Source organism: Burkholderia savannae (assembly GCF_001524445.2).
Taxonomy (GTDB): domain Bacteria; phylum Pseudomonadota; class Gammaproteobacteria; order Burkholderiales; family Burkholderiaceae; genus Burkholderia; species Burkholderia savannae.
Genome location: NZ_CP013417.1, coordinates 1,906,564 through 1,931,555 on the forward strand (window position 1 = coordinate 1,906,564; position 24,992 = coordinate 1,931,555).

Genomic DNA, 24,992 nt, shown 5'->3' on the forward strand with positions numbered 1-24,992 from the left:
TCAATCGCAGCAAGCAAGGCGAACCGCATTAAAGATCGCCAGGATTGATGTAGGCCGTTTTAATGGTGGTGTAGAACTCGCGCGCATAGGCGCCCTGCTCGCGCGGACCGTAGCTCGAGCCCTTGCGGCCGCCGAACGGCACGTGATAGTCGACTCCGGCGGTGGGCGTGTTGACCATCACCATCCCTGCCTGAGCGTGCCGCCGGAAGTGTGTCGAGTATGTCAGCGAGGTCGTGCAGATTCCCGCGGACAAACCGAATTCCGTATCGTTCGCGATCGCCAGGGCGTCTTGATAGTCGGCGGCCCTGATGATCGTCGCGACAGGGCCGAACACCTCTTCGCGATTGATCCGCATTGAATTGGTCGTGCCGGTGACGAGCGCGGGCGCCAGAAAATGCCCGTCCGTCAGGCAGGTCACGCGTTCTCCGCCGTGAATTTCCGCGCCCTCGCCGCGGGCGACATCGAGATACGCTTCGACCTGCCGTAGTTGAACGGCGTCCACGACCGGCCCGATCTGTGTGCCCGGCTGCCTCGCGTCCCCTACTTTCAACGCACGGACCCGTTCAGTCAGCCCTGCCACGAAGCGATCGTGAATGCCCGCGGTCACGATCAGGCGGCTCGATGCCGTGCAGCGCTGGCCGGCAGAAAAAAAAGCGCCGTTCAGGCTGGCCTCGATTGCGATATCGAGATCCGCATCGTCCAGAACGACCATGGGATTCTTTCCCCCCATCTCCAACTGGATGCGTTTTCCCGAGTCGAAACACGTTCTTCCGATATCGCGGCCGGTGGCGACCGAACCTGTGAAACTCACTGCGGCCACCAGCGGCGACTTCACGAGCGCCGCACCGACCACCGAGCCGGGCCCCATGACCAGGTTGACGACGCCGGGCGGCGCGCCCGCTTTCTCGATCATCCCGATCAGTTCCCACGCACTCGCGGGCGCCTGCGCCGCCGGCTTGAGGACAACGCAATTTCCGTAGGCGAGCGCCGGCGCAATCTTCCAGGCGGGTATCGCAATCGGAAAATTCCATGGCGTAATCAGGCCGATCACGCCCAGCGGCTCGCGCGTCACTTCAACCGTCAATCCGGCTCGAACGGAAGGCAAGACGTCGCCGTTGAGCCGGAGTGCCTCGCCCGCAAAGAACTTGAACACCTGAGCGGCGCGCGTCACTTCTCCGATCGCCTCGGCAAGCGTTTTCCCTTCTTCCCTGGCGAGCAGGTCGCCCAACTCGTCCTTGCGTTCGAGAATGGCGTTCCCTGTTCTATCCAGCACATCGAAGCGCTGCTGCGGCGTCGATACGCTCCAGCGATCGAACGCGCGACATGCGGCGTCGATCGCCCACTGCGTCTCTTCCTCGTCGGCCTGAGCCACGTGACCGACGACGTCCGCCGTGTCCGACGGATTGATGTTCGGCAAGAAGTGGCGGCCCGGAATCCACTTGCCGTTGATGAAATGAGTGAACTGTCTCATTGTTTCGTCCTCGAGGTTGCCGCGACAATCGGCTTCGGCGATTTGCTCGCCGCACCGACGTATCCTCTTCGCGCGAGATTGCCGTAGAGCGCGCGCACGCCGAACGTCCACGGCGAAATTTCGGTAGACAGCCGAACGGTATTGATCAGCGAGCCGATGGACGGCGTCGAAATCGTGACGACGTCGCCGGCGTGATGCGTAAACCCTTCGTCGCGAATATCGCGATCCTGGATCGGTGAGAACATCGTTCCCAGAAACAGCATGAAGCCGTCCGGATACTGATGATGGCGACCGTACGTTTGTGCGACGAGGTCCAGCGGATCGCGGCTGATCTCGCGCATGTGGCTCTTCCCTTCGAGGACGAAACCGTCGTCGGCGCCCTCGATGCGAAGACAAACGCTTGCTGCTCTCACGCTGTCGAGCGTGAACTTCTCGTCGAACAGGCGCACGAACGGACCGATCGCACACGATCCGTTGTTGTCCTTCGCCTTGCCGAGCAGCAATGCGGATCGCCCCTCGATGTCGCGCAAATTGACGTCGTTCCCCAGCGTCGCGCCAACGGCCCTTCCCGCACTATTGACTGCAAGGACGATTTCCGGCTCAGGGTTGTTCCAGCTCGACATCGGATGAAGTCCGACATCGGCGCCAAACCCGACCGAAGCCATCGGCTGCGATTTTGTGAAGACCTCGGCGTCCGGGCCGATGCCGACCTCCATGTACTGAGACCACGCGCCGTTTTGCAGCAACGCCTCTTTCAGCTTCGCAGCCGCCTCGGACCCCGGCTTGATCTCCGACAGATCGGCCCCGATAAGCGTCGTGATCGCCCGTCGCATCTCATGAGAATTTTTTGCGTCTCCTCGCGCACTCTCTTCGATCACGCGCTCCAGCAGGCTAACCGCGAATGTCACGCCGCACGCTTTAATGGCTTGCACGTCGCACGGAGCCAGGAGCCTCGCCGGCGAAACCGCGCCCGGATCAAGAGCGTCCTTCAGAATGTCGTCGATCGAGCCCAGGAACTCGCCCTCGCCGTAACGGACGATCTCCAGAATATCGGGACGCTCGAAGAGATCCGACGTCGTAGGTCCGAACCGGGTGATATCGACAACACATCCGTCTCTGACCGTTACGACCGCCGGACCGTCAACGGGTGCGCTTCGCCACACGCGTCCGACGAGCAAGGCATCGCACAAATCGACCGGCAAATTTGTCTCGTTCATATCTGATCTCACCGAACTCTCTCAAAAGTTCATCGTGCATTCGACGATGAAGCGCCCATCGCGTCGCACCAAAGCCGTTTCCGCACATCCGGAGGAACGACGTCCTACCGGCATCGCGCTCGCCAAACGATATTTAGAACGTGTGCTGAATACCGGCATAAACACCGGTTTGCGCCTGCCCCGGTAACGGGCTCGTCGAACTGCCCGGCAGATTCGCTTCCAAGCCGAACGTTCCCGTCTTGCTGTTTCTGACCGTGGCCATCTGAAAATCAAGCAATGTCCGCTTCGACAGGTTGTATGTGCCGCCCAGCGTGTACATCGTTGCGTTACCGTTGCCGTGATTCGCATTCACGTGGTAGATCGCCGCGATCAACGACGCCTGCGAGTCAACCTGCCATGACACGCCACCCCATATCTGGTTGGTCACCGACGGAGCGCCCGGCGCGACCTGGCCGGCGTGCGACGACAGCCACACCGCCTGCAGCTTGAACGGAGCCAGAAACACGTTGGCGCCCACGAAATACTCTTTGGAATACTGAAAGACATCGTCGAGCGCGCCGTTCGCGGGATTTCTCACCTCGTCATATGTGCCCCGGATCTGGAAGAGCGGCGCGGTATAGGTGATCTGAAAACCGCCTTGCCGCCCCTGAACCGTCGTGCCGTTTCCATTCCAGTTCGTCGCGTTCGATAGTGCGTACTGGGCCGCGAAATCAAACCCATGAAACGCGGGCGACTGATACGAGATGTTGTTGCTCGAAATCGGCCAGCTCCTTCCGCGCACCAACGAAGCCGACGACCACGATGACATGATGAACGGGTCGAAGTCCCACGTTCCATATGAAATGAATAACTGGCGGCCTACCTGCAATCTCCCGTAACGCGGGTTATCTAAACCGATCGCCGCCCACCGCGTCCATATCGAGTTCGGAGCGCTGAATTGTCCATTCGTGGCGTTGAAGCTGTTTTCGAGTTTGAAGACAATGTCGGTGTTCGCGCCAATATCTTCCTTGCCGGTCAATCCCCACAGGCTGGTCCCCCAGTCTCCACTCTCGGCACGGAAGCGCGAACTTTGACCGCCGTGCGGATTCGTGACCGCGTTCATGTATTCGATTCCCGTATCAATGCGACCGTACAACGTGAGGCCGCTTTCGGCATACGCCGGTGCTGCACCCACGGCAAAACCGGCTATCAAACACGCCTTCCTCATCATGCTCCAAACCCTCCATCTACCTTATTCGGGCCTTTTATGGATGCAACACCATTTGCCAGGCGCCCGATTCATTACGCAAACACATCATTTAGTTATACAAAATATATTGGCGTGATGCCTTCATGAAGTCGCACTTCCCGCTGCTCGGTTCTTCCGGGCAGGAATCGGACCGGTGACTTTGCTGGCTCAGCGGTTCCTGGCGCATCGCCCGATATGGCGATTAGGCGCCGCCGGCAAGACAGCGGAGGAGTTCAGTCAACTCATGGCGATGTTCAGTGATTGTGCCGAGCAGGCGTGTGAGCAACGCCGCGATACTTGACGGCCAACTCCATGCATGCGCCGTGCTCCAATTGGCCGACAGTCGAGCGATAGATCTCCTGCCACGGCGTCTGATTCGGCCTCACCGGCGGCGCGCCTTCCTCCGTGCGGCGACGCTGGCGCTCCGATTCGGACACCAGCATGTCGCACGTTCCGGCATTCAGGTCGATGCGAACGACATCGCCGGTTCGCAGCAGCGAGAGTCCTCCACCCACCGCGCTTTCCGGCGATGCATTGAGGATCGAAGGACTATCGGATGTGCCGGACTGACGCCCGTCGCCGAGCGTCGGCAAACTGGTCACGCCGTGCCGGATGAGCGCGTCGGGAGGCTGCATATTCACGACCTCCGCCGAACCGGGCCAGCCCACCGGCCCGGCGCCGCGAATCACGAGAATGGTTCGCTCGTCGATGCCCAGTGCCGGGTCGTTGATTCGAGCGTGATAGTCGTCCGAATCTTCGAATACCACGGCGCGGCACTCGAACACGTTCTCGCTTCCCGGCGTCGCCAAATAGCGTTGCCTGAACTCGTCGGAAATGACGCTCGTCTTCATGATGGCGAAATCGAACAGGTTGCCGCGGAGCACCAGGAAACCCGCGCGCTCCATCAGCGGAGCGGTAAACCGCGCGATCGCCTCCCGGTCGACGCTCTCCCGTCCTGTGAGGTTCTCGCGCATGGTGCGTCCTGTGACAGTAGGACGATCCACTCTCAGCCGGCCGGCTTGCATCATCTCCCACATCACGGCCGGAACGCCGCCCGCGCGATGGAAGCGCTCCCCCAAATATTTGCCCGCGGGCTGCACGTTCGCGAGGAGCGGCACATCGTAACCGTAGGCCTTCCAGTCGTCCGGCGACAATGTGACGCCCGCATGGCGCGCCATCGCCATGATGTGGGGTTGGGCATTCGTCGATCCGCCGATCGCAGCGTTCACTGCGATCGCGTCCAGAAAGGCGTCGCGAGTCAGAATCGTCGATGGCCGTTGATCGTCGTACGCCAATGCGACGATACGACGCCCGGTTTCGTATGCGACCTGTGCGCGCTCGCGATAAGGCGCCGGGATGGTCGCGCTGCCGGTCAGCGACAACCCGAGCGCTTCAGCCAGAGAATTCATCGTGAGCGCGGTCCCCATCGTGTTGCAATGCCCCGCGGACGGTGCGGAAGCCGTGGCGATCCGTAGAAATTCCTCACGATCGATCTCACCTGCGGCCAATCGCCTGCGGCCCTTCCAGATGCTCGCCCCCGAGCCGGCCGGTTCGCCGCCATACCAGCCGTCGAGCATCGGGCCGCCGGACAGCACGATGGCGGGGATGTCCACGGTGCTGGCCGCCATGATCTGCGACGGCGTGGTCTTGTCGCAACCGGTGGTCAGCACAACGGCGTCAATGGGGTATCCATGCAAAATCTCCACCAATCCGAGGTAGGCCAAATTTCGATCGAGCGCAGCCGTCGGGCGGCGGCAGTTTTCGAATACCGGATGGACGGGAAACTCGAGCGGTATCCCGCCGGCATCTCGAATGCCGTCGCGAACCCGCCTGGCAAGTTCAAGGTGAATGCGGTTGCAGGGACTGATGTCACTGCCTGACTGCGCGATGCCGATGATCGGTTTGCCCGAGCGCAATTCAGCCGGCGTCATGCCGTAATTCATGAATCGCTCGAGATACAACGCCGTCATGTCGATGCGATCCGCGTTGGCAAACCAGTCCTGCGAACGGAAGCTTCCCCGGGCGCGGCTCTTCTCACTCATTGCAGAATCCCTCCGTGCAAAATGCCTGCGGCTGGCCAGGCACGTCCGCTCGAAACTCGAAGAGCCCGCCCGCATGCGGCTGCCGTTGTAAAGCGGTGTTCGACAATCCTTTCCGGGCGGTCGTCACATACACCGTTCGTAAATCGTCTCCGCCGAAAACCAGCTTGGTGACGTTGTCGCAAGGGAAATGTATCTGGTCGGTCAGCGCGCCATCCGGCGAAAATCGTTCGATTCGGGCCCCGCCGAAGAGGGCGACCCATACGAATCCGTTCGCGTCCACTGCCATGCCGTCCGGATATCCGCCTCCCGATATGGAGACGAATCGGCGCTTGCGCGCGAGCATTCCCTCCTCATCGACGTCAAACGCATAGATGACGCGATTCAGCGTATCGGCGTGATACATCACGCGGCCGTCGGGGCTGACGGCTGGGCCGTTGGTGATGACGTAGCCTGTATCGCAGGCAATTGGCCTGCCATTGGGCTGGACGCGGTACAACGTGCCTCGCGCCTGTCGCTCGCTGTCATCCATTGAACCAAACCACAGCCGCCCCCGCCGATCGACATAACCGTCGTTCAGCCGGTTCCCCGGGATGTTCGATTCGACGTCGATGATCTTGAGGAATGCCCCGGTGATCGTGTCGAATCGATAGATGCCGTCCTCGAGGCCCGACGCCAGCCCGCCGTCGGCCAGCGGAGCGAGAAACCCCGGTTGCGCGGGCGCCGCCCACGAACTCGCCTGCCGGCTGTCGACATTCAGGCGATGCACCCGCTGGCTCTTGATATCGACGAAGTAAACCGAGCGCTCGGCGTCGCTCCAGATCGGACCTTCGCCGAGTTCCGCGGCGACATCCCAAATGCAGATCGGTGCGGTTGTCTTCATGCGCCGTACCAACCCGCATCCACGAAATATGCCCGCCCCGAGCAACGGGCGGAATCGCTGGAGGCGAGGAACAATGCCATGTTGGCCACGTGCTCCGGCTCTATCCGCAGCGGCAGACATTGCCCTTCGATGATCTTCGCTTCGCTTTCCGGAGATTGCCAGAGCTTCATCTGTCGAGGGGTACGCACCGCTCCCGGCACAATGCAGTTGACCCGGATGCCATATGGTCCGAGATCGCGGGCAAGCCCGCGAGTCAGGCCTTCGATGCCGGCCTTGGCGGTCATGTAGATGGACAGGTCTTTCAACGCGAGATGCCACGAGATCGATCCGAGATTGACGATCGATCCGCCGCCGGCTTCACGCATGCCATTCGTCACGGCCTGCGAGCAAAAAAAATGATGCTTGAGGTTGACGGCGAGCCGTTGGTCCCAGTCGCTGCTTGTAACGGATTCGACGGTGTTCCGATTATCGTTTGCCGCGTTATTGATCAACACGTCGACGGGACCGGCGCCCGCTACGACCCGTTCGAACGCGCGCCCGATGGCGCCGACGTCCCGCAGATCGCACGAGACGAACGTCGGCGGGCATTCGGCCCGGCGGTGCGTAGCCTCGAGTGCGCTGGACTCCTCTTGTGCGATGTCCAGAAAGAACACTCGCGCGCGTTGCCTCACGAACGCCTCCACCATCGCGGCGCCGATGCCGCTTCCCCCTCCGGTGACGACGACGGCCTTCCCCGCAAGGCTGGGATAGATTGTGTGCGACATGATCGTTTCAGTTGTATCGATGGGTTGGCGAGTGGCGGAAATGGGCGAGATCATGCCGATCGCAGCGGGTAATCGCGCGCGCGCCCAACGTCGAGGCGCCGCAATGCGAGGCCCTCGTCATCAAAGACATGACAGAAATGGGGAGAAGCCGTCAATGTGATCGGTTGCCCGCCCGCCAGATCGACGTCGCCGCTGAGCTTCGCGATCACATTAGCGTCGCCGTTCTGGCCAATGCTTGCGTGCAGATACGTGCATTCGCCGAAGCGCTCGACCCGACGCGTCCTTGCGCGGATGATTTGACTGCGGGTGTCGCCGTCCGTAATGACGAGATGCTCGGGACGCATGCCCAAGGTCACCTCCATTCCGACGTGCGCGTTGGCTCCGCTCACGGATGCACGCAATACTTCGCCGCCGAGCAGGCAAACCGTCACGCCGCCCGCATCGACAGCGGCAATCCGGCCTCGCACGATATTCATCCTCGGCGAGCCGATGAACTCCGCGACGAACCGGCTTCCCGGCCGATGGTACAAATCCAGCGGCGAGCCGATCTGCGCAATGCTGCCGTGGCGCTCCACGTCCGCACCCGCACGCAACAGCACGATCTTGTCCGCCAGCGCCATAGCCTCGGTCTGATCGTGCGTGACGTAGACGGCGCTCGCCTGGTTAAAAGCTTTATGAAGGCGTGCGATTTCGATGCGCGTCTGGACGCGCAGCGCGGCGTCGAGGTTCGACAACGGCTCGTCGAAGAGAAACACTCCCGGCTCCCGAACGATGGCCCGCCCGATGGCGACACGCTGCCGCTGCCCGCCGGACAGTGCCGCCGGCTTGCGCTCCAGCAGCTTATCGAGTTGCAGCGACGCTGCGGCCTCGCGGACCTTCCTGTCGATCGCGGCCGAATTCAGCTTGGCTTGCCGCAGGCCAAAGGCCATGTTCTCGTAGACGCTCATATGCGGATAGAGCGCATAGTTTTGAAAAACCATGGCAACGCGCCGCTGGGACGGATGCACTGCGTTGACCAACTTCCCGTCGATCCGCATCTCGCCGCTGGTGATCGTTTCGAGGCCCGCGATCATCCGCAGCAGAGTCGATTTTCCGCATCCGGACGGCCCGAGAAACACGCAGAATTCGTTCGTGCCAACCTCGAGGTTGATGTCGCGAATGACGGGGGGATTGTTGCCGTACGCTTTATGAATGCTTGCGAGACTGATGCTTGCCATGATCCACTCAACTTGAAGTCAGGATGCGATCCCGCACCCGGGACGGGGGCGGTCGTTCGGGTCATGCCTGCTGTCGTTGCTACCCTTTCACGGAGCCCGCCATCATCCCTTTGATGATCCGCTCCTGTCCGAAGAGAGGTGGCCGCGCAAATTCGGACAGTCGGGTAAGTGGAATGCCCGGGGCCTGAGCCAGCGATAATGCAGGCAAAGGAACCGGAAAGATGACGAAGAGAACCCGACGGACGCACTCAGCGGCGTTCAAAGCGAAAGTGGCCCTGGCGGCGGTCAAGGGCGAGCGCACGCTGGCCGAACTGGCGCAGCAGTTCGATGTGCACCCGAACCAGATCACGGAGTGGAAGCGGCAACTGCAGGAGCGTGCGGCGGATGTGTTCGGCGCGGCCGCTCCACCGTCGAACGAGCCGCCGGTGGACGTGAAAACGCTGCACGCGAAAATCGGACAGTTGACGCTGGAGAACGATTTTTTGTCAGGAGCGCTCGGCAAAGCCGGACTGCTGAGCGCAAAGCGATGATTGACCGTACGCATGCGCTGCCGGTTTCGCGACAGACGCGACTGGTTGGCATCGCGAGATCGAGCGCGTATTACCGGGCGCAGCCAGTGAGCGAGGCGGACCAGTTGCTGATGCGGCGGATCGACGAACTGCACATGGAGTTTCCGTTTGCCGGAGCGCGGATGCTGGCGCGTCTGTTGCGCCGGGAAGGCTATGAGGTCGGCCGCCGCCGCGTGCGCACGCTGATGAAACGCATGGGCGTGGAAGCGCTGTACTGCAAGCCGAACACGAGCCGACGCAATGCGCAGCACAAGATCTGGCCGTACCTGCTGCGCGGCATGAAAATCGCCCGGGCCAATCAGGCGTGGGCACTGGACACGACATACATTCCGATGGCGCGAGGCTTCGTGTACCTGACGGCAGTAGTGGATTGGTCAAGTCGCAAGGTGCTCTCGCACCGGGTGGCGATCACGCTGGAAGCAGTGCACGCCGTCGAGGCGCTCGAGGAAGCGTTCGCGCGCTACGGGCTGCCGGACATTGTGAACACCGATCAGGGCAGCCAGTTCACGGCGGGCGCGTTCACCGAGGCCGTACTGGGTCGAGGCGTGCGGCTGTCGATGGACGGTAAAGGGGCCTGGCGCGACAACGTGTTCGTCGAACGCGTGTGGCGCAGCGTCAAGTACGAAGAGGTTTACCTGCGAGCTTACGAGTCGGTCAGCCATGCCCGGCGCTCCATCGGCGACTACATCGAGCTGTACAACCGAAAACGGCCCCATTCGAGCCTGGCGGATCGGACGCCGGATGAGGCATACTTCGCGACGCTGCCTGCGATCAAATCGGCAGCATGATTGCCTCGGACGTTCCACTTAAAAATCTCAGAAAACTGTCCGAACGAGTGAGGCCACCTCTATTCGGGTATACCCATTATTTGTGCGATGCAAGCCAGCGAAGGGTTTGACGAGTCCACGCAAAACCGCGACGCTTCGCGCGAGCACCCATCGTTACGACGTGGTCAGTGCGCCACCCCTCTTATTTTGCAAAGGAGCGCAGGCCTTCCGGCCGATTCAAGCGGGAGCGCATCGTCGCACGCGGGCACGGCTCGGAGCAGCTTCGCGCGCTGTCACCGGCCCTGATAGAATGCGGCCGGTAAGCGTGACGTTATCGATACCGTGCGAACGGAGCCTCGGATTCGCAGCAGCGCATGCATCCGCACGCGCAGGACATGCCGAGCGGCAGCCGAGGAGCACCAACCGCTCTTTGCGAAGCCCATGCAATGACTAAGCAAATTCCTACTCTCGCCCATGTTGCAAGAATCGCCGGCGTGTCGCAGATGACTGCCTCGAGGGCGCTCAACGATCGCCCCGGCGTATCTCAGGAGACGCGCGAGGAAGTGCTGAGGATTGCTGCGGACATTGGATATGTCATGAATCGCAGCGCGCAGAAACTCTCCGGCGGGCGTAACGGCATCATTGGGATCGTGACGCCGATGCTCGACAATCAATTCGTCGGAGAACTGATTGTCGGCGTCGGCAGAGCCGCGCGAGCCGGCGGCTACGAAATCCTCGTGTACACCGTGTTCGACGAAGACCGACATTCGCACCACGGCGTCCTCGGGCTGATGAAGCAATTCACCGACGGCGTGATCGCCATCCTGCCGAGGGAATCAGTCTACTTCGACGCGCTGGCCGCGGCGCGCGTGCCCGTCGTCGTGATTGACCAGCGCGGCACGCTAGCCGGGTTTCCCTCCGTTTCCGTCGACAACTATGGCGGTGCGCTACGGGCCGTCGAACATCTGGTCGAACTCGGGCACAAGCGCATTGCCTTCGTGTCGGGCGACGAATCGATCGAAGGCGTGCGCGACCGACGACGAGGCTATCTGGATGCGATTGCGCGATTCAATATGCCAAACGACCCGGCACTTCTCGTTCAGGGCGGTCTCTCGCAGATGAAGGCATTCGACGTTGCGTCGCAATTGCTCGCTTTGCCCGACCCTCCGACCGCGATATTCGCGGCGAACGACTTGAGCGCCTTTGGTGTGATCGCTGCAGTCCGAGAGGCGGGCAAGCGAGTTCCCGGCGACATTTCGGTCATCGGATTCGACGACATACCGATGGCGTCGCAGGTGCATCCGTCGCTGACGACGATACGACAACCCTTTCCGCAAATGGCGCGCGCCGCCGTCAATACGCTAGTGGCACAAATCGACAGCCCGGAATCGGTGGCGCCACGCATCGTATTGCCCGCCGAACTGGTGATCAGGCAGTCCACCGGGCCTGCGTCCAACCGCGTTGAGTCGCCACAGGTCCGCTAGACGCTTGCGAGTGCGTCGGAACGCCGCCGCGATCCGCAGCGCAGCGGGGCGTGGGCCAATGTTTTCTTGCCGTCGATCCACTTGTGTCGCGCGGCGAGGGCTTTGATCTTGTCGTTCGTGGTTTCCGATGACGAGCGGTCTTGCCGACGCGGTTGCCGTGGTGCCCGTTTGCGCGGCGCTTCTCGCATCGCGAGCGCCATGGCCGAGGATTGTCGTCGCGTTCGCTGCGTTCGGCGCGGGCACGTCGCAGTCCGCGCCGCCGATGATCGCGACCGTCCCGCGGCGACGCGACGCGCTCCGGCTAGAACCGATGCCGCAATCCCAGCGCGACGACGACCTGATTGCCGTTCGCGGACGGCGTCAGCGTCCAGACCGACGCATTGAATGCCGGATTGCCGTTGCCGCCGCTCACGCGCTGATAAACGCCCTCGATGTACGCGTCCGTGCGCTTCGAGAATGCGTAATCGGCTTGCGCCACCACCTGATTCCACTTCGGACGGGTTTCGCCCGAGTGCGTATCGAAGCGACCCATCGTATAGGTGTACGCGGCCGCGACACTGAAGCGGCTCGTGACCAAGTAGCGTCCGTCGATCGTGAAATTGTCGAACACCAGCGAATCGCCGCTGAGCCTGGCGATGCCGCCGCCTTGAAGAACGCCCGCCACGTCGTCGGTCGCCGAATGGGACCACGCCGCGCCGATCGAGTGCAAACCGAATGCATATCGCCCGGCGACGGCCCAGATCTGCTGGCTGCCGCCCGTGATCGTCGCCGAGCCGTCCGTCGTGCTCACCGCGCCGTTCGCATTGGCCGCGTTCGGGTCCCGGTTGATTTTCAGATATCCCGCGCCGAGCTTCAACGGGCCGTTCGCATAGGAGAGCCCCGCGCTCCATGCCGCGTTGTTGCCGAACCGGCCGGCCGTGTTCGAGAAGCCGTACATCATGCCGAAGGTCAATCCGCGATACGTCGGGCTCGTGTACTTGATCGAGTGGTTGATGCGGATGTTGCGGTTCGAGTCGTCGTTGTCGTACGGATGAACCGCGAGATTGCCGCCCCAGCCGGGGCCGGAAGCGCCGAGCGGCGTCGCGAAATCCAGGACGAGATCGTACTGGCGGCCGAGCGTGAGCGCCCCGCCCGCTTTCGATTTCACGCCGATCCAAGTCTGGCGGCCGAACATGTCGACGCCTTTTTGCGACAACGCGCCGTTCGCCGACGAGAACCCGTTCTCGAGCGCGAACACGGCTGACAGTCCGCCGCCGAGGTCTTCGGCGCCGCGCAACCCCCAGCGAGACGCATTCAGCGCGCCGCTCGTCACGGCCCAATTGCCGCTTCCCCGCGAACCCGCGGCATTGGTGCGCTGATTGCTCGCGTAGGTAATCGACGTATCGATCAAGCCGTACAGCGTCACGCTGCTCTGTGCGTGGGCCGAACCCGTGCCGAAGCCGGCGAAACAAGCCGCGACGACGGTGGCGGCAATGCCGCACGGCCGGCGACCGCAGAAAAGAGGCTCATGCATACCGGTTGAAGTCGCCTCGCGTGCGGTTTTATATAGTTGGTCATGCATATTATTTGTTATGTTGTTCGACGCGATTGGCGATGCGCGCCCTTGCGCCGATCGACGGACGGAGCGCAATTATCGAAGACGGCGCGCCCGCCGATTAACGGGCGGAACAGGAAAGGTCCTCTGCAAAATCAGGCGCAATCGGATCGCGCCGCTTGTTCGGCGGATCGGGATTCTCGCGGGATTCGTCCGGTTTCGGCCGGGATCTCCGTGCCGTCTCGCCGCGCTGACGCCGTACGCCTTCGTCGCGCCGGCTGCGCGCATGCGGCACGCACAAGGGAGCGCGGTCGAGCGCGTGCCGTCATGCCGCTCGCATTCCGATCGTCATGGCAGCGCAACATCATGCTCGATCGCACTTGCTTCGCGTGGCGGCACCGCCCTGCTTCGCGCGGATTCTTCTGGCGCCCGAGCCGAAGTCGCATCGCTCCACGCACATCGAGTCACCTGCTTGCCTGGTCGCCTTGCAGTCGAGCGGACCCGGGCGTTCCTCCGCGCCCGCAACCCGCAGGCATCGTCGCGCCGCAGGCGGACGAACGGCCTGCCTGCGGCGCGCGCATGCACCGAATCACCCATTACCGCCGCATCGAAAGCGGCATCGAAGCGACCGGTCTCGATGCCGGTTGCCAGTTACCGGGACGCCGCCGCGCTCGCGGCGTGCGGCGTACCGCTCGTCACGTTCACGCCGGGCAGCGCGACGCTGTCGATTCAGGTGCTTGCGGGCGACGGGCGGGCTCGCGGCGCGCGCGGGCGAAGCGGTCTTCAGTCTTCATTCCGCGGAATTGCAGGCTCGTCGCGCCGCTCGTCCGGTCGACCGCGATGCCGGCGCTCGGCTTCGCGCCCGCCCCGGCGACATTCTCGGCCGGACGAACGAGCGCAAGGTGACGCGTCATGTCGACGAGCGCCGAGTCGCGCGCGGTGACGCTCGCCCGCACGAGCCGGCCGGGCGCGACGGGCGGTGCCGGCAGCGTCGGCGCGATCGCCGCGCGCCGAAGCCGGCCCGGCGGCGACATCCGCTCAGGAGACGAGCCCGATGTCGGCCGCCGTGATCAGCCGCTCGATGTCGAGCAGAATCAGCATTCGGTCGCCGTCTTCGCCCGCGATCGACCCGAGGTCCGTGATGAACCCGGTATTGATCGCCGCGCCGAATTCGGGCGCCGGCCGCCGGTCGGCCGCCGCGAGCTGGAGCACGTCGCTCACGGCGTCGACGACGACGCCCACCGTGCGCGCCGCGACGTTCAGCACGATGACCACCGTCGACGTGTTGTACTCGGCCGATTCGAGCGCGAACTTCAGGCGCAGGTCGATGATCGGCACGATCACGCCGCGCAGGTTGATCACGCCCTTGATGAACGCCGGCGCGTTCGCGATGCGCGTCGGCTCCTCGTACGACCGGATTTCCTGCACGCGCAGGATGTCGATCCCGTATTCCTCGGCGCCGAGCCGAAACGTGACGAACTCCTGCGCGTCGCGCGCCGCGTCCTGCCCGCCGGCGCGCGCCGCTTGCGGCGCTTCCAGAATTGCATTCATTGCGTTGTCCTCCAGGCGCATCGGATGCGCGTCGCGGTCAGAACGTCTGCCAGTCGTCGGTTGCGGTCGCGGCGGCGAGAGCCGGCGCGGGCTTGCTGAACGTCGGCGCGGCGTGGGCCGCACGCGGCGCCGCCTCGCTGCGCTTCGCCTTCGCCTTCGGCTTGGCGGGCGTTTGCGCCGTGTGCTGCGCGTGGTGCGCATGTTGCGTGTGCTGCGCCGCGCCGTCCGTGTTCGCTCGGAAGAACGCGACAGCCTGCGTCAGCTGGCGCCCCTGCTCTTCGAGCGACTTCGACGCGGCCGCCGCCTCTTCGACGAGCGCGGCGTTCTGCTGCGTGACTTCGTCCATCTGCGCGATCGCCTGATTGACCTGCTCGATGCCGCGGCTCTGCTCGCCGGACGCCGCCGCGATCTCGCCCATGATGTCGGTCACGCGCCCAACCGCCTGCGTGACTTCGGTCATCGTCTTGCCCGCTTCGCCCGCGAGCGTCGAGCCGTCGTGGATCTTCTGCACCGATGCGCTGATCAGGTCCTTGATTTCCTTCGCCGCGCTCGACGAGCGCTGCGCGAGGCTGCGCACTTCGCTTGCGACCACCGCGAAGCCGCGCCCCTGCTCGCCCGCGCGCGCCGCCTCGACGGCCGCGTTCAGCGCGAGGATGTTGGTCTGGAACGCGATGCCCTCGATGATCCCGGTGATTTCCGCGACCTTCTCGGAACTCTGGCTGATGTCGGTCATCGTGTCGACGACCTGCCCGACCACCGCACTGCCCTTTTGCGCGATTTCCGACGCATTCGCCGCGAGCGAGCTCGCCTGCTGCGCGTTTTCAGCGTTCTGCCGGACGGTCGACGTCAGCTCTTCCATGCTCGACGCCGTTTCCTGCAGCGACGAAGCCTGGTGCTCGGTGCGCGACGACAGATCCTGGTTGCCCGTCGCGATCTGGCTCGATCCGGTCGCGATGCCGTCCGCCGCGGTCCTCACCTGCCCGATCAGCCGCACGAGGCTCGCCTGCATGTCGCCCATCGACGCGAGCACGCTGCCCGACGGCGCCGAATGCGCGCCCGCTACCGGGCTCAGATCGCCGTTCGCGACGCGCCGCGTGACGTCGCCGAGCGCCGCGGGCTCGGCGCCGAGCGAGCGCATCAGCCCGCGCGCGATGAGGATCGCCGCGATCACCGCCGCGCCGAGCGCGGCCGCGCAGAGGCCGATCAGCAGCAGGCGCTGGTTCGCATAGTGCTCGGACGATTCGCGCACCATTTCCTGCGCGCGGCCGCGCGTGTAGTCGCTGTACGCGTTCGTCGCCTTGACGAGCTGAGCGAGCAGCGGCCGGCACTGATCGTTCATCATCGTGATCGCTTCGTCATGCCGATTGTTCAGCGCGGCGTTGACGATCGCGAGCGCGACCGGCCCGTATTGCGCCTCGATGCGGTCGATGTCGGTGACGAGGCTGCGCGCCTTGTCGGTCGAATCCGACGCGTTCGCGATCAGCTCCTTCAGCCGGCGCAGGTTCGCCTGCACGTCATCCTCGGCTTGCATCACGGCGGCTTTTTCGAGCTCGACGTCGGCCGGCTTCGTCACGAGCACGAGATTGCGAGCGGCGATCGCGCGCCGGTCCACCGCCGTGCGCACCTGCTCGACTGCTTCCGCGCGCGCGCTGATGCCGCTCACATAGTTCGCGAAGCGATCATTCGCGTCGCCGAGCGCGTGCAGCGCGAGCGCGGACACGAGCAGCACGAGCCCGACCAGCATGCCGAACGCAATCGTCAGTTTCGCGCTCACGGTCAATTTCTGAAAATTCATGTATCACCTCGATTCATCCAACATCGGAACATGCGTCGCGCCGTGCGATGCATTGCCGTCTTCTAACGGCTGCGCCGACGAATGCTTGAGGCATTTTTCGGTATGCAAATCGTTTGCGTAAGGGTTTACGGGCCGAGGCAATCGTTTCGACGGCCGAAGTGTCAGCGATTCGTCAACTAATCGCGAAGCTTTGTCGGGCAGCGCATCGCGGGCGGTCAGGCCGGCATCGATCGATGATTCGCATCACCGATCGATTTCCGGCGGAAGAAGCGTCGCAGTGCGAAGCGCATCGGTCACTTTGGGCGGAATGGAGGGCGATCGCGTCTTGGCCGTGAATGGCAACGATGCGCCGCGGATCAGCCGCGCGGGCCGATCCGCGCACGGAGGCGAGATTCGACCGAAAAGCCACGCGCGCGCTCACTGCCGAGCGCGGTGCCGCGATGGCCGATCAATGTGAAGGACTGCGGAATCCGGAACCCGTTTCAAACGAACGCGCGGCCGGGCGGCTTCCCGAATTTGGGCGATGCGGCGGCGTGCCGCAAAGGCAAGCGCCGCATCCACGGGCGGCGCCTTCGCGCCTTCGCTGCGCGACGCCTGAGGCATTCCCGGGCCGCCTCGACCGCGGCGCCACGGGCTTTCGCCGCCGATTGAAAGCCGCCGCGCACGAATGAGGCGCGACGCGCGAGATCAATGCGCCCGATTGCGCAATGTCTCCCTCACCCGCTTCGCGACGAGAACGACCAGATAATCGCGTATCCGCGCGCCTTCGCTGTATTCGGCCAGCGTTTCTTCATAGAGCCGGGACACCGCCTCGGCGGGCGTGCGGGTTTCGGAAGCGATCGCCTGAACGATCTCGTCGACGCGGTTCTGGACCATGTTTGCACTCCGCAGGGAGGTAAACGGACAAAAACGGCTGGAGCGGGACGCCTATTGAATGACGCCAAAAGCGTCGACGCAAATTGAATCCGTCTATGAATACGCGGGCGTAGCCGCCCGAGCTCTATTCGGACGAATCCGGATGCGCGCCGCGGACCGCCGCGCCCCCCGCCGCCTTCCGCGCCGCCGCTGCTGCGACGCAATGGAGGGTCGGATGGCGATGGCCGGCGATCCGGCGCGCGGCACGTTACACTCTCGTCGCAATTGCGCCATCGCGTCCCGGCGCCGCCCGAACGAACCGCCGCCGTGCGAGCGCGCCTTCCGGTCGCGGTTCGCATCCTTTACACGACTTTCGCAGTCCAACAGGAGTTCACGCATGGCGGTTCGCGACATCCACGACATCGAGCAGATCGAGCGCGTGCCGCTTCACGCGCGTGCGCTGCCCGCAAGCACGCTGCAGATTTTCGACGAGCGCGCGGCGAAGACGCCCGATGCGCCCGCCCTAACCTTCTTCCTCGACGCCGACCGGCACGCCCGTTCGCACACGTGGACCTTCGCCGAGCTGCACGCCGACATCGTCAGGACCGCGAACGTGCTCGCGAACGCCGGGATCGGCGCGGGCGACGTCGCCGCGTTCGTGCTGCCGAACCTGCCCGAGACGCATTTCGCGATCTGGGGCGGCGAAGCGGCGGGCATCGCGATGGCGATCAATCCGCTACTCGACGGCGCGCAGATCGCCGAGCTCGTCGATGCGGCGCGCGCGAAGGTGCTGATCTGCCTCGCGCCGACGCCGGGCGTCGACGTCTGGCCGAAGCTCGCGCCGCATCTGGACGCGATGCCGACCGTCGAGACCGTCGTGTGGGTCGACCTGCGGCCGTACGTGTCGCTGCCCAAGCGCGCGGCGCTCGCGTGGATCGAGCGCCGCGAGAAGGCGCGCATGCGCGACAAGCGCATACGGATCGTCAATCTGCACGCCGAAATGCGGCGGCAGCCCGGCGACCGGCTGATCAAGCCGCGCACGATCGCGCCCGACGAGCCGTCGTCGTACTTCTGCACGGGCGGCACGACGGGCCGCCCGAAGATCGCGGTGCGCACGCACGGCTCCGAGGTGTTCGACGTGTGGTCGGCGAGCGAAACGCAGGCGCGCGACGGCGAGGCGCCGCGCACGGTGTTCTGCGGCCTGCCGCTCTTTCACGTGAACGGCCAGCTCGTGACGGGCCTGATGGCCTGGCTGCGCGGCCATCACGTCGTGCTTGGCACGCCGCAGGGCTATCGCGGCAAGAACGTGATCGCGCGCTTCTGGGAAATCGTCGAGGCATACCGGATCAACGCGTTTTCGGGCGTACCGACGCTTTTCGCGGCGCTGTTGCAGCAGCCCGTCGGCCGGCACGACATCGGCTCGCTCGAATACGCGGCGTGCGGCGCCGCGCCGATGCCCGCCGAGCTCGCGCGCAGCTTCGAGCGGACGACCGGCGTGAAGATCGTCGAGGGCTACGGGCTGACCGAAAGCGCGTGCGTCGCGTCGCTCAATCCGCTCGACGGCGAGCGGCGCATCGGCTCGATCGGCCTGCGCCTGCCGTATCAGCGGATGCGCGCGGTGATCGTCGACGACACCGGGCACTACGTGCGCGACGCGCTCGTCGACGAGGTCGGGCTGATCGCGCTCGCGGGGCCGAACGTGTTTCGCGGCTATCTCGATCCGGCGCACGAGCGCGGATTGTGGATCGACATCGCGGGCGAGCGGTGGCTGAACACGGGCGACCTCGGCCGCCGCGACGCGGGCGGCTATTTCTGGCTCGTTGGCCGCAAGAAGGAGCTGATCATCCGCGGCGGGCACAACATCGATCCGCGCATCATCGAGGACGCGCTCGCGACCCATCCGGCCGTCGCGCTCGCGGCGGCGGTCGGCCGCCCGGACGCGCACGCGGGCGAGTTGCCCGTCGCTTATGTCCAGCTGAAAGCGGGCGCGAGCGCCGACGAGCGCGCGCTGCTCGCGTTCGCCGCGGGCGCGATTCCCGAGCGCGCGGCGGTGCCGAAACACGTGCGGATACTCGATGCGGTGCCGACGACCGCGGTCGGCAAGATCTTCAAGCCGGAGCTGCAGCGGCTCGAAATCGCCGACGTCGTCGCCGCGTGCGCGCGCGACGCGCAGATCGAGCTCGAGCAGGTCGACGTCGTGCAGGACGCGCGGCGCGGGCTCGTCGCGAAGATCGCCGCGCGCGGCTCGCGCGACGCCCTCGCCGAGCTGCTCGCTCGCCATGCGTTCCCGGTCGACTGGATCGGCGACGGCGCGCCCGCCGCGGCGTCCGCATGCGAGGCGGCGACGCAGCGCGAGCGCGCGCCGTGACCGCGGCCGTCTTGCGCCGCCTGATCCACCGCCCATCCGTCATGCGAGCCGAACCTTGACGCGCGCCGGCAACTTTCGCGTGACCGCGGCCGTCGTCGCGAGCGCGCTTTTCATGCAGAACCTCGACAGCACGGTCGTCGCGACCGCGCTGCCGAGCATGGCGCGTGACCTCGACGTGAACGTCGTGTTCCTGAGCAGCGCGATCACGTCGTATCTCGTCGCGCTGACCGTGTTCATCCCGGTGAGCGGCTGGATCGCGGACCGCTTCGGCGCGAAGCGCGTGTTCATCGCGGCCATCGCGATCTTCACGGCGGCGTCGGTGATGTGCGCGGCGGCGAACGGGCTCACGGCGCTGATCGCCGCGCGCGTTCTGCAAGGCGCGGGCGGCGCGCTGATGGTGCCCGTCGGCCGCCTGATCCTCTATCGCGGCGTGTCGCGCGACGAGATGCTCGCGGCGACCACCTGGCTCACGATGCCCGCGCTCGTCGGTCCGCTGCTCGGTCCGCCGCTCGGCGGCTTCCTGACCGATGCGCTGTCGTGGCGCGCGGTGTTCTGGATCAACGTTCCGGTCGGCGTCGCGGGCGCGGCGCTCGCCGCGCGCCTCATCCCCGCGTCGGCGGGCGAGCGGCGCGCGCCGCCCGACCTCGCCGGCATGCTGCTCGTCGGTGCGGCGCTCGCCGCGCTGATGCTCGGCGTCGAAACGGCCGGCCGCGGCGTGCTGCCGGCTGGCGTGCCGGCGCTCGGCGTCGGCGCGGGCGTCGTGCTCGGCTGGCTCGCGATCCGCCATTGCCGGCGCGTCGAGCATCCGGCCGTCGATTTGTCGCTGCTCGGGATTCCTACTTTTCATGCGGCGACGATCGCGGGCAGCCTGTTTCGCGCGGGGGCCGGCGCGCTGCCGTTTCTCGTGCCGTTGACGCTGCAGGTCGGCTTCGGCGCGAGCGCGTCGAAAAGCGGCGCCATCACGCTCGCGAGCGCGCTCGGCTCGCTCGTGATGCGGCCGATGACGCATGCGGCGTTGCATCGCGCGTCGATGCGCACGGTGTTGATCGCGGGCAGCGTATCGTTCGCCGCGGTGCTGGTCGCGTGCGCGACGCTGTCGGCCGCGTGGCCGGATGCGGCCATCTTCGCATTGCTGCTCGTGGGCGGGCTGTCGCGCTCGCTCAGCTTCGCGTCGATGGGCGCGCTCGTGTTCTCCGACGTGCCGAGCGAGCGGCTCGCCGCCGCGACGTCGTTTCAGGGAACCGCGCAGCAACTGATGCGCGCGGTCGGCGTCGCCGTTGCGGCGAGCGCGCTGCATCTGGCGATGCTGGCGGGCGGGCGCGGCCGCGCGAGCCAGACGGATTTCGCGTGCGCGTTCGTTGCGATCGCGCTCGTCGTGCTGGCGTCGGTGCCGATGTTCGCCGCGCTGCCGGCGGGCGCGGGCGAAGGGCTCGCGGGGCCGGCGCGCCGGTCGCGGGAGTGACGCGGCGAGCAAATCAGCGCGCAAATCGGCGGCCGGCGTGCGTCGGGGCGAAGCGCGGACGTGTCGCGGCCGGACGGCCGGGTGGCGCGCACGGTTCGGCAGGCCGATCGATAGGCCAGCGCGCAATGTCGCGACCCGCGATCGGGCCGCTCGTCCCCGGTTTGCCGGTGTCTTGACGGAGCTCGACCGCGCCGGCCCGCCCCCGATACGCGTGTGCGGTTCGGTCAACGCCCGCTTCACGGCCTCGCAGCGAAATTCCTTCGTATAGGCCGCCGTCGGAATCAGACGCACCCATGCCTGCGCTCCTCAATCTTACGAAACGTTGGTTTCGCGGATCGGCTCCGGATTCCCGAGCAGATTCGCGAAATCAAGACCATCAGCACTTCGCCGGCCGGTCAGGCGCGCATTTTTGCTGATGAACTTCAGGTCATCGATGGGCGAGCGCCCGATCGGCCATCAAGCCTTTTAGCCGCTCGTTCGTCGTTTCCGAATTCTTGAGTCGACGGGCAACGGCCATGTCCACGCCGCCCAATTATCACGCCGCCGGTTGAATACTTGTTCCGAGATGCGATGGCATTCACACCGATCCTTCACCGGTTCATTGCGGCGCTCGATTTTGCGTAAGATGAATAATCGAATAAACGATAAATCGCTCCTTCGCCGGGCACATTTGTTTTATAAAACAAATATCTTTTCAAATTACACAAAACCAGGATGAAATTATGTAATCAATGCTTTGTTGATTAACTATGGAGGTGATTCATATGTTAGCGGCTTACCCAATCTAAGTCGAATTGGTTTTGTCGCCATTCACGCAAGACGCCGCATTTTCAGTAAATTGATTGCCGTCAATTTTCATTGCTCCCCTTGGGCGGCCGGATGATGGATTGAACGTGCTCGTCAATCGAGAGTGACGCCGAATCCCATTCTCATATCGAGGAAGATAAATCATGAAGCTAAAAGGAATGCTCTCCACCGCGGCGGCATGCGCGGCACTACTCTCGACTTCCGTCTCGCAAGCGGTGGTCATCACTCCGCCCGGCAGCGCAGGAGCGCCGATGCCTTTTACCGCAAGCGGGCCGGCCACCGTCAGTAAAGCGGGTATTCCAATCGGATGCACGATCGTATTTACCGGCACGATCGACGGCGCGGGCAAACTCCTGGTCACCAGTGCAAATTTCAGCGGATCTGCGCTTTGCAAGGTCGTTAAGGCCAACGCAAGCGTGACGTCACCCTGGAGTGGTCAAGTCGATGGCCCCAATCAATTGACGCTCGATAACGTGTCAGTCAACGTCAACGCACCGCTAGTGGGCGGACAATGCGGCCCCAGTAAAGTCGTGACGCAAATACGCGAAGCCGATGGCGAAACCGTAATCGGCCTGAATAATGTCGCTCTATCTGGCGGGTGCGGCATCACCGGTGCGCTAACGACGAATCCATACATGCACGTTTCGCCGTAATTCACCAGCCGGCGTCCAGTCCGAACGGCGTCATCGACATCACACGTTCATTATCGTCAGAGCAGGCGTCGGGCGTGAGTCGGCGCTCTCGTCGCTGGCCATCGATAATGCGGTCGCGCAACGGGCGCTCTTGGAGCGCCCGGCGCCGCAGAAACGCCAAGGGACGCTTACATTCGATGAAATGCGCTCGGGCGTTTTACATCTTGCCTTTTGCGTAATCAGGTCAAGATGATCCGGGCGCTATTGAGCGATGAGGTACGGGGCGCGAATCGAATCCGTGTCGCCGGCCAAGGAACGCGATTCGGGGCGGGCGGCGGCCGACGGTCCGCTCTGATCGTGGGGCCGTCGATCCGGCCGGCGCGCGCGGCGTCAGGCCGCTTCCGGGCGGTCGCGCGCGACGAGATCGAGATACGCGCTCACGTCGCCGCCGTCGAGCGGCTTGACCATCACGCGAATCGTGCGCACCGCGTCTTTCATCGGAACGTTCGAGCGGGTGCGCACTTCGCCGTACCCCGAACGCGTCCAGAAGCGCTCGGCGCGGGGCGTGCCGCTGACGACGCCGAGCCGCAGCCAGCGCGCGCCCCGCGCCCGCGTCCACGCCTCGAGCGCCGCGTAGAGGCAACGCGCGACGCCCTGCCCGTGCCGCGCCGTCTCGACGATGAAGAGATCGACGTGCCACACGCCGGGCGCGAACATGTCGGCGAAGAGCGTCGCGAAAGCGACGAGCGGCGCGCCGACGCCGGCATTCGCGGCCGGCCGATAGCCGATCGCCCATTTGGCGGTGCAACCCCATTCGGCGGACGGCATTCCCGCGTATTCGACAGCCGCTTCGTCCGGCGCGGGCGGCGCGCCTGCCGTGTCGCGGAAATATTCGGGGTTGCGTTCGAAGAAGGCCTGGATCGCGGGGATGTCGTCGGCTACGAGCGCGATCGCGCGGACGTCGCCGCAGTCGAAGAGCGCCCGCGTGCGCGAAGAGGCGGCGGAATCGGTCGGATGCATGGGTTCTTCCACGTGGATCATGTCAGGGAGGGCCGCGATGCCGGCGTTGACCGGGCGGCAGCCAGCAGCCACTTGCCGCCGGGCGAAGCCGCGCGCCGCCGCGAACGATCGCCGGCTGGACGAAATCGCGGCGACCGCCGGCTCACGACATTTCCATCGGCTTGCGCGAGCGTCGCCGGGCGAGTGCGCGCCGGCGCGCCTTAAATCGGGCGCGGATCGCACGGCCATGGCGGAACGGCGGCAGACGATCGGGCGGAAAGCGCCGATGCGCGCGGGGCCCGCCGTTCCACCGTTTCAGGCGTGCGCCGTGCCGCCACGGCGGCACTCCGCGCGTCGAGCGCGCGCGAGGAATGGGGGCGCAAGGGCTGCCGCGGCCGCTCGCCGCACGCCGCCGCGCTTCGCCGCGACTTCTACCGCAACCGCCGCTCAACTCCCCGCCCGCGTGGCCGCCAGGAACAGCACGGGCGGCCGCCGGCAGTCCGCCTCGAGATCGGGCCGCACGGCGAGCGCGTCGGGAATCGGCGCCGGCTCGCCGAGGTGCGTGAGCGTGAAGCCCGCCTTCAGCAGCGTGTTCACGTAAGTCTCGACCGTCCGGTGGTACTTGACCACGCCGTCGACGAACCAGCGCGTGTCGCGCCGCCCTTCCTGCCGGTAGCGATCGACGGGCCAGTGCTGTTTGTGGCCGTCGTCATCGCGCACCCAGCCGTGCGGATACGCGGTGCACATCGGATGCTCGACCGAGAACACGAAGCGGCCGTTCGAGCGCAGCGCGTCGTAGGTCCGCGCGACGACGCCGGTGTAATCCTCGACGTAATGCAGCGCGAGCGACGACACGACGAGATCGAACGCGCGCGTCGCCGCGTGATAGGTCTCGATCGACCGCTGCAGATAGGTGATCGCATCGTCCGCGGTGCGTGCGCGCGCCTCGTCGAGCATTCGCGACGACACGTCGACGGCCGTCACCGACACGGCGCCGTGCGCACGCGCGTAGCGGGCGAAATCGCCGAAGCCGCAGCCGAGGTCGAGCACGTGCAGGCCCGCGAGGTTGGGCAACAGGCGCTTCAGTGCGGGAAATTCGAGTGCGCCGTTCAGGCCGGTGTCGCCTTGTCGAAGCGTGCGGTAGCCTGCGAAGAACGATGCGTCGTCGTAGATGTTTTGCGGCGCGGGCTGTGGCGCCGTGTGGGAATCGCTGCTCACGATGGACGCTCCTTGACGTAGACGGCAATCGGCGGAAAAGCGGCTCGAAACGACACGAAAACGACGAACGACGGTGCAGTGCAATATCCGTTGCGTGCGCTGCGCCGTCCGTCGCATTGTATCGCCACGCAT

General features: G+C 64.8%; 19 protein-coding genes. 5 read left to right on the forward strand and 14 right to left on the reverse strand.

What is annotated here, in order from left to right; all coding sequences use genetic code 11:
- Positions 1-28: 28 nt before the first annotated feature.
- From WS78_RS09475 to WS78_RS09505, 7 genes are all read right to left on the reverse strand, one after another.
- A complete protein-coding gene (locus WS78_RS09475; RefSeq protein WP_059577532.1) occupies positions 29-1,471 on the reverse strand; it encodes an aldehyde dehydrogenase family protein in 1,443 nt (480 codons plus the stop codon).
- Positions 1,468-2,673, reverse strand: coding sequence for a fumarylacetoacetate hydrolase family protein (locus WS78_RS09480; protein WP_394335873.1), 1,206 nt, complete (start codon positions 2,671-2,673; stop codon positions 1,468-1,470). The genes WS78_RS09475 and WS78_RS09480 overlap by 4 nt, the downstream gene beginning before the upstream one ends.
- A gap of 148 nt (positions 2,674-2,821) precedes the next feature.
- A complete protein-coding gene (locus WS78_RS09485; protein ID WP_059577564.1) occupies positions 2,822-3,895 on the reverse strand; it encodes a porin in 1,074 nt (357 codons plus the stop codon).
- 275 nt (positions 3,896-4,170) lie between these two features.
- A complete protein-coding gene (locus WS78_RS09490) occupies positions 4,171-5,958 on the reverse strand; it encodes an IlvD/Edd family dehydratase (RefSeq protein WP_059577535.1) in 1,788 nt (595 codons plus the stop codon).
- Positions 5,951-6,838 carry an SMP-30/gluconolactonase/LRE family protein gene (locus WS78_RS09495; protein ID WP_038742959.1) on the reverse strand — a complete coding sequence of 296 codons (888 nt, stop codon included), beginning with the start codon at positions 6,836-6,838 and terminating at the stop codon, positions 5,951-5,953. The genes WS78_RS09490 and WS78_RS09495 overlap by 8 nt, the downstream gene beginning before the upstream one ends.
- The gene (locus WS78_RS09500) at positions 6,835-7,602 is read right to left on the reverse strand and encodes an SDR family NAD(P)-dependent oxidoreductase (RefSeq protein WP_038742961.1); all 768 of its coding nucleotides are present in this window, start codon (positions 7,600-7,602) and stop codon (positions 6,835-6,837) included. Before WS78_RS09500 ends, WS78_RS09495 begins: the two co-directional genes overlap by 4 nt.
- 50 nt (positions 7,603-7,652) lie before the next feature.
- Entirely contained in the window at positions 7,653-8,819 is a 1,167-nt protein-coding gene (locus WS78_RS09505) for an ABC transporter ATP-binding protein (RefSeq protein ID WP_059577539.1), read from the reverse strand.
- Positions 8,820-9,040: 221 nt separating this feature from the next.
- Here WS78_RS09505 and WS78_RS09510 point away from each other — a divergent pair.
- Both WS78_RS09510 and WS78_RS09515 read left to right on the forward strand, forming a co-directional pair.
- Positions 9,041-10,176, forward strand: a protein-coding gene (locus tag WS78_RS09510) for an IS3 family transposase (RefSeq protein ID WP_394335868.1) whose coding sequence is annotated in 2 segments (ribosomal slippage) — positions 9,041-9,296 and positions 9,296-10,176 — 1,137 coding nt in all. Because the reading frame shifts where the segments join, the coding sequence is not laid out codon by codon here.
- A gap of 425 nt (positions 10,177-10,601) precedes the next feature.
- On the forward strand, positions 10,602-11,639 hold the full coding sequence (locus WS78_RS09515) for a LacI family DNA-binding transcriptional regulator (protein WP_038742969.1): 1,038 nt from the start codon (positions 10,602-10,604) through the stop codon (positions 11,637-11,639).
- Between the two features lie 301 nt (positions 11,640-11,940).
- On the opposite strand, the gene WS78_RS09520 is transcribed toward WS78_RS09515, so the two are convergent.
- The 5 genes from WS78_RS09520 to WS78_RS09540 all read right to left on the reverse strand — a co-directional run bounded on the left by WS78_RS09520 (position 11,941) and on the right by WS78_RS09540 (position 17,395).
- Positions 11,941-13,152, reverse strand: a complete 1,212-nt coding sequence (locus WS78_RS09520) for a porin (protein ID WP_059574927.1) — start codon at positions 13,150-13,152, stop codon at positions 11,941-11,943.
- Between the two features lie 722 nt (positions 13,153-13,874).
- Entirely contained in the window at positions 13,875-14,207 is a 333-nt protein-coding gene (locus WS78_RS37010; RefSeq protein WP_038742971.1) for a hypothetical protein, read from the reverse strand.
- A 4-nt stretch (positions 14,208-14,211) separates the two neighbouring features.
- Complete coding sequence (locus tag WS78_RS09530) at positions 14,212-14,724, reverse strand: chemotaxis protein CheW (protein WP_038743311.1); 513 nt, start codon at positions 14,722-14,724, stop codon at positions 14,212-14,214.
- Between the two features lie 37 nt (positions 14,725-14,761).
- Positions 14,762-16,519, reverse strand: a complete 1,758-nt coding sequence (locus WS78_RS09535) for a methyl-accepting chemotaxis protein (RefSeq protein ID WP_059574929.1) — start codon at positions 16,517-16,519, stop codon at positions 14,762-14,764.
- A gap of 687 nt (positions 16,520-17,206) precedes the next feature.
- A complete protein-coding gene (locus tag WS78_RS09540; protein WP_059574931.1) occupies positions 17,207-17,395 on the reverse strand; it encodes a DUF3562 domain-containing protein in 189 nt (62 codons plus the stop codon).
- A 376-nt stretch (positions 17,396-17,771) separates the two neighbouring features.
- Between WS78_RS09540 and WS78_RS09545 the strand changes: the two genes are divergently transcribed.
- The 3 genes from WS78_RS09545 to WS78_RS35735 all read left to right on the forward strand — a co-directional run bounded on the left by WS78_RS09545 (position 17,772) and on the right by WS78_RS35735 (position 22,664).
- Positions 17,772-19,742 (forward strand): acyl-CoA synthetase, encoded by a 1,971-nt coding sequence (locus WS78_RS09545; RefSeq protein WP_059574933.1) that lies wholly within the window; start codon positions 17,772-17,774, stop codon positions 19,740-19,742.
- Between the two features lie 55 nt (positions 19,743-19,797).
- The gene (locus WS78_RS09550) at positions 19,798-21,204 is read left to right on the forward strand and encodes an MFS transporter (RefSeq protein ID WP_257789123.1); all 1,407 of its coding nucleotides are present in this window, start codon (positions 19,798-19,800) and stop codon (positions 21,202-21,204) included.
- 950 nt (positions 21,205-22,154) lie between these two features.
- Positions 22,155-22,664 carry an activator protein gene (locus WS78_RS35735; protein WP_145986769.1) on the forward strand — a complete coding sequence of 170 codons (510 nt, stop codon included), beginning with the start codon at positions 22,155-22,157 and terminating at the stop codon, positions 22,662-22,664.
- Between the two features lie 369 nt (positions 22,665-23,033).
- Here WS78_RS35735 and WS78_RS09555 read toward each other — a convergent pair whose 3' ends face one another.
- Together WS78_RS09555 and WS78_RS09560 are read right to left on the reverse strand one after the other, a co-directional pair.
- Complete coding sequence (locus tag WS78_RS09555; protein ID WP_059574935.1) at positions 23,034-23,663, reverse strand: GNAT family N-acetyltransferase; 630 nt, start codon at positions 23,661-23,663, stop codon at positions 23,034-23,036.
- A gap of 426 nt (positions 23,664-24,089) precedes the next feature.
- Complete coding sequence (locus WS78_RS09560; protein WP_038742983.1) at positions 24,090-24,860, reverse strand: class I SAM-dependent methyltransferase; 771 nt, start codon at positions 24,858-24,860, stop codon at positions 24,090-24,092.
- Positions 24,861-24,992 lie beyond the last annotated feature (132 nt).